This is a genomic window from Bacillus sp. LBG-1-113 (genome assembly GCF_020708615.1).
GTDB classification, from domain to species: domain Bacteria; phylum Bacillota; class Bacilli; order Bacillales; family Bacillaceae; genus Bacillus; species Bacillus mojavensis.
The window spans coordinates 62,317-77,151 of record NZ_JAJFDG010000008.1; the positions used below are offsets into that span (position 1 = coordinate 62,317).

Genomic DNA, 14,835 nt, shown 5'->3' on the forward strand with positions numbered 1-14,835 from the left:
GACGATTGATAATCTGAAGATCTTGGTGACCGATATGATTTGGACGAACTTTTGGAATCTGATGAACGATCATATGTTGACGATTGATAATCTGAAGATCTTGGTGACCGATATGATTTGGACGAACTTTTGGAATCTGATGAACGATCATATGTTGACGATTGATAATCTGAAGATCTTGGTGACCGATATGATTTGGACGAACTTGATGAGCTATATGATGTTGAAGAGGTTAACGAACTGCTGTCCCCCTCTTCTTCGTGTTTTTGTTTTTGGTCTATATCATATTTGCTTTCTTCTTTATCATCATGTTCTTTCTTTTGATCACCTTTTTTGTAAGAGCCTTTTGGGCCTAAGCTGATGCTCTTGATATGAAAAGGATATATCCGAAGCACTTCTTGATTTTTCACTAAAGTATAATGACCATCCGCATTATCTACGAGGATCCCTTCAATTGCTTCTGGTCCTCCTCGATTAATCGAAACCCATTTATGAGTTAAACTCTTAAAAACTTCGTTTAAATGATCAGCTTCCAAGACACCTGGCGTATGTCCTTCTTTATTTATAGCGTCCTCATGTTTACTTATGCTTTTGATGTGATGAATATTAAAATAAACTACTCCATCCTCATTTGTGTCTAACGCAGCGAAATCATCTCCTAGCCATACCAAACTTCCTTTTTTTGATTCCGGACCGCCTTGATTTAATTGCACTGATTGGTTCATTAACTGTCCGATTAAGCTGTGAAAATCATCAGCATCAGCCATTTCTGCCGTCTCAATTGTTGTTGTGCTATTATTGGTATCCTCTGTAATACTTTTGACATGATCCAATTGATAATAAATGGTTTTCTTTTCAGTTTGTAAGGCGATATAATCTGATTTTACAGCTACCAATTTTCCTTTTTTAGATTCCGGACCTCCTCGATATACAGTGACAATTTTATCTTGCATTGAATGCAAAAAATTATAGTAAGATATATCATGATTTGAATGATTTTTCATTCTCCTCTTGCTCATTCATTACCCTCCTAGTCATTTATACATAGATGATAAATATATTGCATATATACGTGTCACAGTTATTTCTTGAACTAATTGAATAGCCTAATTGACTGATTTTCAGCGAATACCTATAATCATGCATTCACAAAATACTTAAATTGCTTTTAATATATTGTGAACGATTGTTAATATACTCAAAAATCACTTCCGGCTCACGGTCAAAACGTTCAATATCATTCTTTTTATATGGGTCCATCAGGACAAACGGCCTGATTTGATCATAAAGCGCCAATATTTTTGGTTTCATATATTCAATGGTAAAGAGAGATTGGAGCGTTTTTTCTAACAGATGCTTGTAGGACCTGCGAAAATCGGGTTCATCCAAAATGCGAGCGGTTAATGTATTAAACCCTTGAATTCTTACATAATCTGCAGCCATCCGCTCTCCATGGATATCCCTGCCCCAGGTCGCATCATAGTCCCAAGGAATCACTTCAAATAATCCGGTTTCCCCGCTTCTGTACAAAGCGTAATTATGGACAAACCCGTCATAGTTTGAGGTGAACACAATGCCGGCCAGCCAGCGCAAATACTTATCGATATTCACATGCTTTGTCACTTCTGATTTAAATTGAGCTTTAGGGACAGTATTAATTTTAAAAATCATATCCTGTAAATAAAAATCATCTTCCTCGGTCCCTGTCTTCTTTTCATACCCATGCTCAAGCGACGTCTTCGTTTCTCTCTCCAAATCACTCACGAGAGAAAAATTAGCATCATCGTCAACCGCGTAAAAAATGGCTCCGTCCGCCAGCTTCCTTTTCGCTAAATAATATTCATCGACGGATTCAAGCTCTAGATACACTCCTTCATTCTTCCCATTTACCTTTAGAAACACAAATTCTGCCTTCGGAGACAGCGTCCCCAGCTCTGAGAAAAAATCGAGAGACAATTTGTTTCTCATCATAGAAGGATCTTTATATTCCGCATTCAAGTGAACCTCGCGGGCGCCGCGAAATGTTTTCGGCTGATAAAAGGAAATATGGTACGACTTCTTTTTGAAATCTCTAATATGAGATCCGCGATAAGCGATGTCGATATCAAATCTTTTCTGATTCACTTTCAGCACAGCCGGAACCGGTTCATCATCCCATATATCCTTTTTTAATTCCCGTAAGTCTTTTGGATGAATAAACAGCTGATACAGAGGCAAATTTGATTGATTCTTCATCCGTAGTCCCCCTTCAAAATTAGGCTTTTATTTTTGTGAGATCTCAGCGGAACACTTATACACTTTTTACAATCGTGCGTACTATGTGTGTAGTAAGGATCTTCATCCTTAAACCAATTACAAAAAGGAGGATTTCAATTGGGCCACTATTCCCATTCTGATATCAAAGAAGCGGTGAAATCCGCAAAAAAAGAAGGTTTAAAAACTTATTTATACCAAGAGCCTCGTGGAAAAAAACGCAGCCATAAGAAGTCTTACCGCTCACACAAGAAATCTCGCAGCCATAAAAAATCTTACTGTTCTCACAAAAAATCTCGCAGCCATAAAAAATCTTACTGTTCTCACAAGAAATCTCGCAGCCATAAAAAATCTTACTGTTCTCACAAGAAATCTCGCAGCCACAAAAAATCATACCGTTCTTACAAAAAGTCTCGCAGCTACAAGAAATCGTTCTGTTCTCGCAAAAAATCACGCAGCTACAAAAAGTCTTACTGCTCTCACAAGAAAAGATCACGCAGCTACAAAAAGTCTTACTGCTCTCACAAGAAAAGATCACGCAGCTACAAAAAATCGTTCTGTTCTCATAAGAAAAGATCACGCAGCTACAAAAAATCGTTCTGTTCTCATAAGAAAAGATCTCACAAAAAACACGGCAGAAAATTTCAGCACCACAAAAAAGATGATTACGACAGCAAAAAAGAATTCTGGAAAGACGGCAATTGCTGGGTAGTCAAAAAGAAATATAAATAATACAAAACTGTCATAGGCTCCGGCATACGTACGGTAGCCTATTTTCTAATTCCCCTATATCAGTTATATGTCATGACATAGCATATGCAACCCGCATTATTTGGTTTCTTTGAATGGATTTCGTTATACTCATGGTATCCTTACAATAAAGGCGGTGTTGTTATGTACATATTTCAAGCAGAAGAGCTTAGTTCCAAGGACACGTATAAGCTGCTGTCAGGAGCCGTTATTCCGCGCCCGATCGCATTTGTTACAACACTTTCTTCAAGCGGGACAATCAATGCGGCGCCTTTCAGTTTCTATAACGTGGTCAGCTCAGATCCTCCGCTACTCAGTATTTCTGTTAACCGGTCAGAAGGACGGCAAAAAGATACAGCCAGAAACGCGATAGAAAACGGTGAATTTGTCGTCCATGTCAGTGATGAAGCCATCATTGAAGACATCAATGAAACGGCGGCAAGTTTAGGGCCGGATGAAAGTGAAATGACACGCACCTCTCTCCATTCTGTAGAGAGCACAGCTGTCTCGGTGCCTGGCATTCAAGAAGCCCGCGTTCGTTTTGAATGCAAACTCGAACGGCATATCACATTCGACAATGATCATGGTGTAACCACGGCTGATCTGCTTATTGGCAGAGTTGTCTGTTTTCACCTCGATGAGAAGGTGTATGACGCAGATAAAGGGTATATTTTAACGGACGAATTAAAGCCGGCTTCCAGATTAGCCGGAAACCATTATGCAAAGCTCGGTGAAGAATTTACATTGATTCGTCCGAGTTCATAAAAGGACTATTTATATAGAAGAAACTAGTCAAAAAGACACTGTCATTAAAAGCCGGCACAGCATGTGCCTGGCTTTTTTTTATGTGAAGGAATGATAGTTGCACAAATCGTTTGCACTGATTTGGTCTTATAAATTCAGATGTTGCCCATTACAATTAAAATAAGCCCGCACGAAGAGAAGGACGGCAGACTGATATCACCTGCACATAAGGAGCTGATGGGCATGCCTTTAGACCAAAGAAGATCAGCCATACTTCACCAGGTTCTCAACACAAAAAGCTATGTTACTTGCGGCGAATTAACGGAGCAATTAAACATTTCAAGGAGAACGCTGTATTATGACATTGAAAAAATTAATGGCTGGCTGAAAGAGACAGGACTGACACCGATCAAAAGAAGGCGTTCAGCAGGATTTTATTTAGAAGACCAAACGAAAAAAATGCTGACATCCGAAATGAAAACGCCGACAAATTCAAGATATGAATATTCTCCTTCAGAGCGACAGGCAAGAGTGATCCTACGTATTTTAACGAGAAACAGACGGTTGCTTCTGCAACACTTCATTGACGAAAATCACGTTAGCCGCAACACCGCCATTCAGGATATGAAGCATATTCGCGAAAAGCTGAAGACATTCGGTATCATTCTTTGCTTTACCAAAGAAAAGGGTTACTTTTTCTCAGGATTAGAGCAGCAAAAGCGAAAAATGCTGGCTGAATATGCAAATCAGCTCATGCAAAAGAGCAGCACTGCGGCGGTAACAGATCTTTGCCCCGATCCAGCTGCTTGTGAGCAGCGAATCCAAATCATGCGCTCTATGCTGCTGACGTTCGAAAAACTTCTTCACATGAAATTTGCTGATCATGTTCTCGCGGGCTTAAGTGTGCACTTTACGTTATTTCTGATCAGAATACAGGCGGGAAAAGAAATCACTCTAGAACAAGAAGAGCAATACGCCATCAGGCAAACGAAGGAATATGAAGCGGCCGTTCGAGCGGTGGAAGCGGCGGAACTGCCGGAAAAAGCCTTTATTTCTGATCAAGAAATGTGCTACTTCACGATCCATTTGCTAGGGGCTAAAATCAGTCAGTTCCCCGCTTCAAGTCTCATTGCAGGTGAGTTGGGTGCGGTACATGATATTGCGGACAGAATGATTGTCGATTTCCAGCGTTACGCCTGCGTGCTTTTTCAGGACCCGGAAAATCTAAAAAAACATCTGGTGCTTCATTTGAAATCAGCATATTACAGGATTAAATATGATATCACCCCTCATGAGAGTGAGATAGCTGCCTCCATCAAAACGAAATACAGTGATATTTTCTGCTTAACGAAAAAAGTCGTTCATCACCTTCAAAAAGAATTAAGAATTCCTGTCAGCAGTGAAGAAACAGCATTTATCGCCATGCATTTCGGAGGCTGGATGAAACGCGAAGGGGTCGCGCCCTCACTTAGAAAAACAGCGGTTATTGTCTGTCCGGGCGGCATCGGCACATCAAAAATTTTACAGAGCCAAATTGAAGATCTTCTGCCGAATGTCGATATTTTGGAAACCGTGTCAAGCCGTGTCTATGAAACAATGACGCTTGAAACGGATGTCCTAATCTCTACCGTTCCGCTCCCAGACAGAGGGGTGCCTGTACTCATCGTCAATCCCATACTGAACAGCAGGGAAAAGATCAGCCTGCTGAAAAAAGTAGATGCACTCTCAAACAGCGCTGCCCTTTTCCATCCAAGTGTTCATGACATCATGAGCATCATCGAAAAACACGCAGAAGGCATTCATAAAACAGAGCTGATGCGCGAACTGACCGAGTATTTAGGAGAGCCGCGCAAACATGAAAAGGAGGCGAACCGCAAACCAATGCTTGCTGAATTAATGACACCTAACCATATAACGATGGCCGACTCTGCCCCCGGTTGGGAAAATGCCGTCCGCATGGCGGCAAAGCCGCTATTGGATGACGGGTCTGTTACCCCGCAATACGTCGATGCCATGATTGCCACGATTCAGACACTGGGCCCATATATCGTCATTACGCCGAACGTCGCCATCCCGCACGCAAGGCCTGAAGACGGTGTGAATCAAATCGGTATGAGCTTTCTGAGACTGAAACAAGCCGTTTCCTTTTCAGAGAAGCCCGAGCATTCAGTCCAGCTGATTATCGTGCTCGCGGCAATCGACAATGACACCCATTTGAAAGCCCTCACCCAGCTCACGAATATGCTGGGTGATCCGGAAAACATTCAATTGCTGATCAACGCTCAATCGGCGGAAGATGTGCTGCCAATGATTCAAAAATACTCAAATTAGGAGTGATTCAAGTGAAAAAAATCTTAATTGTTTGCGGAAATGGACTCGGATCGAGCTTTATTGTTGAAATGAATGTAAAAAAAATCATTGATGAACTGAACATCAGCGCTGATGTGACACATACAGACCTCACCTCAAGCAAAACAGAGCAAGCGGATCTGTACTTAGGATCAGCCGATATTGTGTCAGGCCTAGACGATGGAACGCGTAACGTGGTCGGACTCAAAAACCTGCTGGACCAGAAAGAAATCAAAGAAGCCATCCTTACCAACTTGTAACACAAAAAAACATAGACGACGGGGGTGCATCTGATGCTTGATTTTTTGATAAACGATTTCCTGGGAACTCCTGCTATCTTAATTGGACTTTTTGCCTTAGCCGGTCTGCTTCTGCAAAAGAAAAATGCTGCGGATACCGTATCGGGCACACTGAAAACGGCCATGGGATTTGTCATCCTCAGCGCCGGGGCGGCGATTGTCTCAGATTCACTTGCGGTATTCGGCAGCATGTTCGAAAAAGCATTTCACATTAAAGGCGTCGTACCCAATACAGATGCAATCTCAGCCATTGCTCAAAAAACGTTTGGTACAGAAACGGCACTCATTATGATCTTCGGAATGATTGTTAACATATTGCTGGCGCGTCTAACGCCATTTAAATATATTTTCTTAACCGGCCATCATATTCTCTACATGGCTTCATTGATTTCGGCTGTGCTAATTACCGGCGGCATCAGCGGTGTTCCTCTCATTGCTGCGGGCGCCATTATTCTTGGGGGGCTGATGGTGCTGTCACCCGCCATCCTTCAGCCGTATACAAAAAAAATTACAGGAAGCGATGATCTTGCTCTCGGCCATTTCGGTTCTGCCGGCTATTTTATTGCTGGATTCATCGGCAAACATGCGGGCAATCCATCTCATTCCACTGAGGATATCAAAGTTCCGAAATCATTAGGATTTCTGCGGGATACGTCAGTCTCCATTTCTTTAACGATGGCACTCCTTTTCTTTATTGTCGCTCCTTTCGCCGGAAAGGACTATATTGAAGCATCGTTGAGCGGCGGAAGCCATTTTCTCGTTTATTCCTTTATGCAGGCCATTACGTTCGCTGCTGGGGTATATGTCATCTTGGCGGGGGTTCGGATGGTAATCGCGGAAATTGTCCCTGCTTTTAAAGGCATCGCAGAAAAGCTAGTGAAAGGCGCCAAACCCGCTCTTGACTGTCCGACAGTTTTTCCTTTTGCGCCCAACGCTGTGATTATCGGGTTTTTATCCAGCTTCCTGGCAGGTATTGTGTCCATTTTTCTTCTTCCGGTCTTCGGTCTCAGCGTTATTGTCCCGGGACTTGTACCGCATTTCTTTACAGGAGCGGCGGCGGGAGTTTACGGAAATGCAACCGGCGGCGTTCGGGGTGCTGTACTCGGTGCGTTTGCCAATGGGATTCTCATTTCTTTTCTGCCTGCGTTTCTTCTGCCGGTTCTTGGCTCGCTCGGATTTGAAGGCACAACTTACGGTGATTCAGACTTTGGCATTATCGGGATTCTTCTTGGCTGGATCATACAATTATGTAATTAAAGTGAGGGATGCTGCGTCATGAAACATTTATTTTCACCTTCTCTGATGTGTATGGATTTAACAAAATTCAACGAGCAGATCACCATTCTAAACAGCCGTGCCGATATGTATCATGTTGACATCATGGACGGCCATTTCGTCAAAAACATTACGCTGTCCCCATTTTTCATCAGCCAGCTCAGAACAGTGACAGCTCTCCCGATTGATGCCCATCTGATGGTTGAGAAGCCGGAGGATTTTATCGATATGACAGCAGAGGCCGGCGCTGATTACATTAGCGTGCACGCCGAAACGATTAACCGGGCGGCATTTCGGCTGATACACAAAATCAAAGATCATGGCGCAAAGGTCGGGATTGTATTGAACCCGGCCACTCCGCTAGAGTGGATCAGCCCTTATGTGCATTTGATTGATAAACTGACGATTATGACCGTTGATCCGGGTTTTGCCGGGCAGCCGTTTATCGCAGAAATGACGGAAAAAATCCGGGCGGCCAGAGAATGGAGAGAAACAAATCATTATACGTATGCCATTGAAGTTGACGGCTCCTGTAATGAAAAAACCTTCCGCACGCTTGCAGAGGCTGGGAATGACATTTTTATCATCGGCAATTCAGGCCTCTTTGACCTCGATGAAAACACAGAAATCGCATGGAATAAAATGAAAACCATTTTCCAGCAGCAGACACACCCTATAAAAATGCAACACCCGGAGTAATCCCCCCGGGTGTTTTTCTATGAAACATTTTCTCTCCCACAAACGTATAAAGAGATGAGTTTAGGAGGGATTGGTATGACAGGCACTCATTTTTTAATTTTAATACTGATTGCAGCTGCTTTCAGTACATCTTTTTATATTTTCGCCAGTAAACGCGGCATTCCCAAACCCCGTTGGTGGTATAAACCGGTGAACAGTATACAAGGCGTGCTGGAAATCGTTCTGCTCATTTTACTGGGATTTTCTCTTTTGCGTTATCCGCCAGAGTATATGCTCATTTTATATCTTTTCGTCATTAATGGTTTACGTGCTTTTATGGAATGGAAATATGAGCGTGAAGAAAAACAATATGTACACTCATTATTTGGTGCTGCACTGTTTCTGGTCATTTTTATTTATATGAGTATGTTCTTCTTCTTCGTATCTTAAATCCCAACAGCCGCCCCATCCCCCCTTGGGTCGGCTCCTCCTTGGAGAAAGCCCTCCTCATCCACTGCGATTGCTGCGGCGTGGCCCATCAGCGGGTCATAATCACTGACTGTCTCCACGAGATGGCCGCTTTCTTTTAGCATTTCGACCGTCTTCTCTGCAATTCTGTTCTCAACTCTGAGACCTTCATAATCCTCGCCCCACGTTCTGCCCCATACCCAGCGCGGCTCGCTAATTGCCTGCTGTGGATGCATTCCATAGTCCAGCATCCGGGTGATGATTGCCGTCTGAGTCTGCGGCTGGCCTTCGCCCCCTTGCGTGCCGTACAGAATCTTCGGTTCCCCATTCTTACAGACCATAGCCGGCATCAGCGTATGGAAGCTGCGCTTTCTCGGCTCAAGTGTATTGACATGGTTTTCATCCAATGAGAAAAATGAGCCGCGATTTTGCATGAGAATGCCTGTATCCCCGGCAGTAACAGCCGAGCCAAATTCAAAGTACAGGCTTTGAATGAACGACACCGCGTTGCCATCCGAATCCATCACCGCCGCATAGGCGGTATCACTGCCTACCGGTCTGCTTTCCACCGGTTCAGCTATATAACCAATTTCTTCCGCCAGCTGCTTGGCATAGCTTTTGTCCAAGAGGCTTTCCAGCGGAATATCAGCAAACGCCGGATCAGTCAGAACGGCATTCCGATCTAGAAAACTCTTTTTCAGTGCCTCCACGAGCACATGATAATAGTTAAATGAACCATGTTCAATTTGGCTGAAATCATAGTTTTCCAGAATGTTCAGCGTCATTAAACCCGTAAAACCTTGGGAATTCGGCGGCGCCTGATACACAATGTACCCCCGGTAATCACAGGATACAGGCTCCATCCACTCACCCTTGTGTGCTGTAAAATCATCCATTGTCATATAGCTGCCATTATGCTGTAAATATGAGACAATCCGCTGTGCGATATCACCTTCATAAAATGCGTTTCTTCCTTTTTCAGCAATCATTTTCAGGCTGTTCGCAAGCTCTTTTTGCACAAACCGTTCGCCGGGGACCGGTGCTTTGCCGCTTTTCGTGAAGATATCAGCGGTGTAAGGTGTTGACGCCAGCAATTCAAGATTCGTCGCTGTATGCCGGCACTGATCTGCAGATACAGGAAAACCATTTTCAGCATAATGGAGTGCAGGCTCCATTACGTCAGAAAGCGACATCCGTCCGTATGTCTTCAGCACGGCATCCCAGCTATCGACCATTCCCGGTACGGTAATTGCGCTGTCGATCCCCCGCAGCGGAATCTCATTTTTCCCCTTATACACGTCTCTCGTCACATTTTTTCCTGAACGGCCGCTGCCATTGTACACTCTTACCGCCTTTGTTTTTTGATGAAAGGTCAGCCAAAAGGAATCTCCTCCAAGCCCCGTCATATGCGGATAGACAACCGCCAGACAAGCGCTCACGGCGACAGCGGCGTCAAATGCGTTTCCTCCCTTCTCCAGAATGCGGTTTCCCGCTTGTGATGCGAGGTAATGCGGACTGACGACCATTTGCTTAGTGCCGATAATAGATCTGTTCATCACAAGTCCCCTTTGCAAGAGATTTTCTTCATTATAGAGACCCTGTTTTTTCGCATCTACTGATCCGGAAGAAAAGCTGACGAACTTTATCCTTTTCGTAAACATAAAAATATTTTTATATTCATTGCGAAAATAAATATAAATTTTCTCTTACGAAATGAAACTTATATGATAAAATATTGACTAAAAGTCAAACGAAAGCAGGTGCAACAAATGGGCAATGAATATCAAATTCCTAACCTTGTTCTTGATGAGATAGACAAACAGATTCTTACCATTTTGCATGAGGAAGGGAGGATTTCTTATACGGATCTTGGCAAAAGAGTTGAATTATCACGTGTTGCGGTTCAATCACGCATTAATCAGCTGATTGAAGCAGGTGTTATTGAAAAATTCACAGCCGTGATCAATCCAGCTAAAATCGGCATTCATGTATCCGTGTTTTTTAATGTGGAGGTAGAGCCGCAATTCCTAGAAGAAGTCGCCCTAAAGCTTGAAGAAGAACCTGCGGTCACCAGCCTTTATCACATGACTGGTCCGAGCAAGCTTCACATGCACGGGATCTTCGCGGATGATCAGGAAATGGAAGAGTTTTTAACGAAACGGCTGTATCCGCTTCAGGGCGTCGTCAGCGTTGATTGCCAAATGCTGATCAAACGGTACAAAAGCCGTATGGGAATGAAGCTGTAAAGGAGAGAAACTGATGAAAAACCATCCTTATCGGGATATGACCGCCGCAATGGTGCGCACCGGAATCTTAGGCTTCGGGGGCGGGCCATCGGTGATTCCGCTGATCCGCCATGAAGCGGTGAATAAGTATAAATGGATAGATGATGATGAATTTGGAGAAATATTAGCCATCGCCAATGCACTCCCCGGACCGATCGCTACCAAGATGGCGGCGTATCTGGGATTCAAACTAAAAGGCACGCTAGGCGCGATTGTTGCCACTCTGGCCCACATTCTGCCTACATGCCTTGCAATGGTTGCCTTATTTGCGGCTGTAAACGTCTTAAGCCACTCGGCAGTTGTTGCCGGCATGATTGGCGCAGTAACGCCGGTTATCGCCGTAATGCTCGGTATCATGGCATACGAGTTTGGGCAAAAAGCGCTCAAAGGATTTGGCTGGGTCACCGGAATCCTGTTTTTTATCATCGCTTTTATCGGACTGCAATTGTTACAGATCAACCCCGGTATCGTTATTATCATTTTCTTAGCATACGGCGCATTTCATTTTAAACTGAAAGACAAAGTGACGAATAAACATTCAAAAGATAAAGGAATGTCCGCCTCATGATCATTATGTTTTTATTCACAGCATTTTTTATCGCAAACGTTCTGGGATATGGCGGCGGCCCAGCCTCTATCCCGCTGATGTTTGAAGAAGTCGTAAACAGGTACGGCTGGCTATCAAACGACCAATTCTCTAACATGCTCGCACTTGCGAACGCATTGCCGGGCCCAATCGCAACCAAAATCGCCGCTTATGTCGGCTACAGCGCAGGCGGCTGGCCCGGCTTTCTGATTGCGCTGATCGCAACTGTTGTACCGTCCGCGTTCGCGCTGATCGTCCTGCTTCGCATCATTCAGCGTTTTCGCCAATCACCTGTGATCAAAGGCATGACGCTGTCTGTCCAGCCTGTTATCGCTGTCATGATGCTCATTCTCACTTGGCAAATCGGCGCAGACGGCATCAAAGCCATCGGCTGGATTCAATCCTTAGTGATTGCGGGCATTTCCCTCCTTTGCATGACAAAATTCAAACTGCATCCGGCTTTCCTGATTATCTCGGCATTTTTATATGGGGGGCTTGTAGTTCCTCATTTATAGAAAAAAGCACCCTCAGGGGGTGCTTTTTTATTTTGGGCCAGAAATGCCATTTGTCATATAAATTGTTTCTTTGGCTGCATCATTTTTGATCACGTTTTTGATTTGCAGCGTGTTTCCTGACATTCTGGCAAATTGCTTCTCTTGAGATGAGTTTGTTTTGACGTGTATCCATTCCTCAGACCGCGGCATTTTCCAAGATAAAAAGAATCCTAGAATAAGCATCCCAACAATGACGGACAACAGCAGCTTCACACGGCATCACTTCTTCTCAATAGTCTGCCCGCAGCTTCTATCGCCTGCTGATCAAATATAATATCGCCGGGACGATTGCCCTCTCCCAGCACATAGCCTTCAAATGACATTCCCATAAAATCAAAAATGTGACCAAACTGTTCTATCAGCGGCAGCCCCTTTATCTTAGGATTGTCTCCTCCGACTGCTATCACATATGCCTGTTTTGCTGACATTTGCTCTTTAAAATCAGGAAATCGTGGATCTCTCATCGTCTGTGACCAGCGATCAATGAATAGCTTTAACGTTCCTGACATGCCGAACCAATAAATGGGGGTGGCAAAAATGAGAATGTCACAAGGCAAAATCCGTTCAACGATAGAATCATAGTCATCCATCACCGGCCGAAAGCCATTTGAATCATGACGAAAATCTTCTATTGGCTGAATGTGATATTCTCGTAAATGAATGGATTCCGCCGCTAATCCTTGAACAGCTTTCTCCGTAAGAATGCCGGTATTTCCCCCGGTCCGTGTCCCTCCGTTAATAACCGCTATTTTCATCAGTCATCGGCTCCTTTTGTTTACGAATGATTTTCTTTATCATATAATGAACAAATCAATCAATACAGATGATTATTCCGATTGAATCAATCGATAAAACCGATTTAGAAAGGACGACGGCCGATGGAACTGAAGCAGCTGATTACCTTTATCACGGCGGCAGAACACGTCAATTTCACCCTCACCGCCAAGATGCTCAATTATGCGCAATCAAGTGTTACATCTCAAATCAAATCACTTGAAGAAGAAATCGGAACCCCCTTATTTGAACGGCTCGGCAAGCGGCTCGTACTGACCGAAGCCGGCAAAACATTTAAGTCCTACGCAGAGAAAATTATCTCCTTAACTGAGGAAGCGAAAATGGCGTCAAACCAAGTGATTGAAACAACGGGAACCTTAAGAATCGGAGCGACAGAAAGCCAGTGCACATATCGCCTTCCCCCTATCATAAAAGAATTTAAACAGGCTTTTCCTCAAGTAAAGCTCATATTCAAACCGTATATTTCCAACGAACAAGCGAAAGAACAGCTCTTACAGGGCCAGCTTGATATTACCTTCATTTTGGATGTGAACCGGACGGAAGACGCACTGCACGTTGAATCTCTGATTCAGGATGAGATCAAAATGGTGGCTGCCAATAACCATCCTTTTCCAGCAGACTCACCAGTAATATTGAAGGATCTTCAAAACGAAACCCTTCTCCTGACAGAGGACGGCTGCTCATACCGCACGCTCTTTGAGGAAGCCTTACATGACGCCGGTGTCTACCCTAACAAATTAGAATTTGTCAGCATAGAAGCCATCAAACAATGTGTGATGGCCGGACTTGGAATTGGACTATTGCCTCAAATGACAGTAAAAGACGATATTGCCGAAGGTCGGATGAAAGAATTCAACTGGCAAAGCGACTGCCCCGTTTTTACTCAACTAGCATGGCATAAGGACAAGTGGATGTCTGCACCATTAAAGGCTTTTATCGATTTGACGCGGAATACATTCAAATAAACCTCTCTGCAAGGACGACAAGTTTTTTGATAAAGCAGGAAAGCACACAGCATACAAAAAACACTTGATGGCTTAGAGCCCCAAGTGTTACCCGTGATTTTTCTGATAAATCGTTCGCAATACATGTGTTTCAAGGTCAGCCAGGCGGACAGGGATCGGCAGTCTGCTTCCATGACTGATCATGCTCATCGTAATTTGATAGCTGCTTTCTAAATCAATGTTATTTCCGCAAGACAAGAAAATAGGCTTCACGTCTCGCCGCGTCCGCAGCGCCCGGCCATATACCTCGCCGTCAATGATAATATCTGTGTATGAACCGACTTTATTTTCAGGCATTACGAAATCACAGCCTTTGATTTTGAGATAGGTTTTCGCAATCCCAATTGTCGGTTTATTGAGAAAAAAAGCCGCATGGGTGGCAACGCCCATATGGTTGTAATGCAGATACCCGTTGCCATCAAACAAAAACACATCCGGTTCTGTCTCCAGCTTTTTGGCCGCCTCGATGATCAGCGGCAGCTCACGAAAAGCAAGAAAACCAGACACATACGGCACGCTGATTTTCCCCATGCTGTGCACTTTTTCAATGACTTCTTTTGTATCAGCGTCAATGACGATGATACTGCACACTCCGTATGGTTCTCCGTCCTGTTCCCAATAGGCAAGGTCAACGCCTGCGCAGGTTTTGATGGAGTCTGGGGTGATGGAGGGTGATAGGTTGATTTTATGTATAAGGGATTGTTGTGTTTGAACAAAATCCGATTCATCTTTTAGATGAAAATCGTGAATTTGATGTACTTTCATTTCACTTGTTTTCCTCTCTTTACTTCCTAA

General features: G+C 43.8%; 17 protein-coding genes. 11 read left to right on the plus strand and 6 right to left on the minus strand.

The genetic code is table 11. The annotated features are described in order from the left end of the window. A partial coding sequence (locus LJF29_RS16850) for a spore coat protein CotH (RefSeq protein ID WP_229149776.1) occupies positions 1-1,019 on the minus strand: 1,019 nt, incomplete at its 3' end. 127 nt (positions 1,020-1,146) lie between these two features. Beyond that, on the minus strand, positions 1,147-2,235 hold the full coding sequence (gene cotH / locus LJF29_RS16855) for a spore coat protein CotH (RefSeq protein WP_010332133.1): 1,089 nt from the start codon (positions 2,233-2,235) through the stop codon (positions 1,147-1,149). Between the two features lie 138 nt (positions 2,236-2,373). Between cotH and cotG the strand changes: the two genes are divergently transcribed. The 7 genes from cotG to LJF29_RS16890 all read left to right on the plus strand — a co-directional run bounded on the left by cotG (position 2,374) and on the right by LJF29_RS16890 (position 8,798). After that, complete coding sequence (gene cotG / locus LJF29_RS16860; RefSeq protein WP_229149777.1) at positions 2,374-2,985, plus strand: spore coat protein CotG; 612 nt, start codon at positions 2,374-2,376, stop codon at positions 2,983-2,985. Between the two features lie 162 nt (positions 2,986-3,147). Then, the gene (locus LJF29_RS16865) at positions 3,148-3,768 is read left to right on the plus strand and encodes a flavin reductase family protein (RefSeq protein ID WP_168748918.1); all 621 of its coding nucleotides are present in this window, start codon (positions 3,148-3,150) and stop codon (positions 3,766-3,768) included. A 222-nt stretch (positions 3,769-3,990) separates the two neighbouring features. Beyond that, positions 3,991-6,078: a BglG family transcription antiterminator gene (locus LJF29_RS16870; RefSeq protein WP_229149778.1), complete on the plus strand. Its 2,088-nt coding sequence runs from the start codon at positions 3,991-3,993 to the stop codon at positions 6,076-6,078. Positions 6,079-6,089: 11 nt separating this feature from the next. Beyond that, on the plus strand, positions 6,090-6,356 hold the full coding sequence (locus LJF29_RS16875; protein WP_024123087.1) for a PTS sugar transporter subunit IIB: 267 nt from the start codon (positions 6,090-6,092) through the stop codon (positions 6,354-6,356). Between the two features lie 33 nt (positions 6,357-6,389). Continuing rightward, the gene (locus tag LJF29_RS16880; protein WP_168748920.1) at positions 6,390-7,652 is read left to right on the plus strand and encodes a PTS ascorbate transporter subunit IIC; all 1,263 of its coding nucleotides are present in this window, start codon (positions 6,390-6,392) and stop codon (positions 7,650-7,652) included. Between the two features lie 18 nt (positions 7,653-7,670). Then, on the plus strand, positions 7,671-8,369 hold the full coding sequence (gene alsE, locus LJF29_RS16885) for a D-allulose 6-phosphate 3-epimerase (protein ID WP_229149779.1): 699 nt from the start codon (positions 7,671-7,673) through the stop codon (positions 8,367-8,369). 75 nt (positions 8,370-8,444) lie between these two features. Next, on the plus strand, positions 8,445-8,798 hold the full coding sequence (locus LJF29_RS16890) for a DUF4181 domain-containing protein (protein WP_010332140.1): 354 nt from the start codon (positions 8,445-8,447) through the stop codon (positions 8,796-8,798). Here LJF29_RS16890 and ggt read toward each other — a convergent pair. Continuing rightward, complete coding sequence (gene ggt, locus LJF29_RS16895) at positions 8,795-10,372, minus strand: gamma-glutamyltransferase (protein WP_229149780.1); 1,578 nt, start codon at positions 10,370-10,372, stop codon at positions 8,795-8,797. The two genes, LJF29_RS16890 and ggt, sit on opposite strands and share 4 nt — an antisense overlap. A gap of 213 nt (positions 10,373-10,585) precedes the next feature. Here ggt and chrS point away from each other — a divergent pair, with 213 nt between their 5' ends. From chrS to LJF29_RS16910, 3 genes are read left to right on the plus strand one after another with little or no spacing between them, the layout of a single operon-like run. Continuing rightward, positions 10,586-11,062 carry a chromate efflux transcriptional regulator ChrS gene (chrS, locus tag LJF29_RS16900; protein ID WP_010332142.1) on the plus strand — a complete coding sequence of 159 codons (477 nt, stop codon included), beginning with the start codon at positions 10,586-10,588 and terminating at the stop codon, positions 11,060-11,062. Positions 11,063-11,075: 13 nt separating this feature from the next. Further along, entirely contained in the window at positions 11,076-11,669 is a 594-nt protein-coding gene (chrB, locus tag LJF29_RS16905) for a chromate efflux transporter subunit ChrB (RefSeq protein WP_229149781.1), read from the plus strand. Beyond that, a complete protein-coding gene (locus tag LJF29_RS16910) occupies positions 11,666-12,202 on the plus strand; it encodes a chromate transporter (RefSeq protein WP_168748925.1) in 537 nt (178 codons plus the stop codon). Before chrB ends, LJF29_RS16910 begins: the two co-directional genes overlap by 4 nt. Positions 12,203-12,229: 27 nt before the next feature. Here LJF29_RS16910 and LJF29_RS16915 read toward each other — a convergent pair whose 3' ends face one another. Both LJF29_RS16915 and LJF29_RS16920 read right to left on the minus strand, forming a co-directional pair. After that, positions 12,230-12,454, minus strand: coding sequence for a hypothetical protein (locus LJF29_RS16915; RefSeq protein WP_229149782.1), 225 nt, complete (start codon positions 12,452-12,454; stop codon positions 12,230-12,232). Beyond that, positions 12,451-12,996, minus strand: a complete 546-nt coding sequence (locus LJF29_RS16920; RefSeq protein WP_229149783.1) for a flavodoxin family protein — start codon at positions 12,994-12,996, stop codon at positions 12,451-12,453. Before LJF29_RS16920 ends, LJF29_RS16915 begins: the two co-directional genes overlap by 4 nt. A 123-nt stretch (positions 12,997-13,119) precedes the next feature. On the opposite strand from LJF29_RS16920, the gene LJF29_RS16925 reads away from it, so the two are divergent. Continuing rightward, complete coding sequence (locus LJF29_RS16925) at positions 13,120-14,001, plus strand: LysR family transcriptional regulator (protein ID WP_229149784.1); 882 nt, start codon at positions 13,120-13,122, stop codon at positions 13,999-14,001. Positions 14,002-14,088: 87 nt separating this feature from the next. On the opposite strand, the gene LJF29_RS16930 is transcribed toward LJF29_RS16925, so the two are convergent. Further along, on the minus strand, positions 14,089-14,805 hold the full coding sequence (locus LJF29_RS16930; RefSeq protein ID WP_229149785.1) for an endonuclease V: 717 nt from the start codon (positions 14,803-14,805) through the stop codon (positions 14,089-14,091). Between the last annotated feature and the right edge of the window lie 30 nt (positions 14,806-14,835).

Bases quoted from the DNA above. Each gene is read 5' to 3' on its own strand.
- cotH (WP_010332133.1), bottom strand. From the start codon at position 2,235: ATGAAGAATCAATCAAATTTGCCTCTGTATCAGCTGTTTATTCATCCA.
- chrS (WP_010332142.1), top strand. From the start codon at position 10,586: ATGGGCAATGAATATCAAATTCCTAACCTTGTTCTTGATGAGATAGAC.
- LJF29_RS16910 (WP_168748925.1), top strand. From the start codon at position 11,666: ATGATCATTATGTTTTTATTCACAGCATTTTTTATCGCAAACGTTCTG.
- LJF29_RS16930 (WP_229149785.1), bottom strand. From the start codon at position 14,805: ATGAAAGTACATCAAATTCACGATTTTCATCTAAAAGATGAATCGGAT.
- LJF29_RS16880 (WP_168748920.1), top strand. From the start codon at position 6,390: ATGCTTGATTTTTTGATAAACGATTTCCTGGGAACTCCTGCTATCTTA.
- alsE (WP_229149779.1), top strand. From the start codon at position 7,671: ATGAAACATTTATTTTCACCTTCTCTGATGTGTATGGATTTAACAAAA.
- LJF29_RS16925 (WP_229149784.1), top strand. From the start codon at position 13,120: ATGGAACTGAAGCAGCTGATTACCTTTATCACGGCGGCAGAACACGTC.
- LJF29_RS16870 (WP_229149778.1), top strand. From the start codon at position 3,991: ATGCCTTTAGACCAAAGAAGATCAGCCATACTTCACCAGGTTCTCAAC.
- LJF29_RS16920 (WP_229149783.1), bottom strand. From the start codon at position 12,996: ATGAAAATAGCGGTTATTAACGGAGGGACACGGACCGGGGGAAATACC.
- LJF29_RS16865 (WP_168748918.1), top strand. From the start codon at position 3,148: ATGTACATATTTCAAGCAGAAGAGCTTAGTTCCAAGGACACGTATAAG.
- chrB (WP_229149781.1), top strand. From the start codon at position 11,076: ATGAAAAACCATCCTTATCGGGATATGACCGCCGCAATGGTGCGCACC.
- ggt (WP_229149780.1), bottom strand. From the start codon at position 10,372: ATGAACAGATCTATTATCGGCACTAAGCAAATGGTCGTCAGTCCGCAT.
- LJF29_RS16890 (WP_010332140.1), top strand. From the start codon at position 8,445: ATGACAGGCACTCATTTTTTAATTTTAATACTGATTGCAGCTGCTTTC.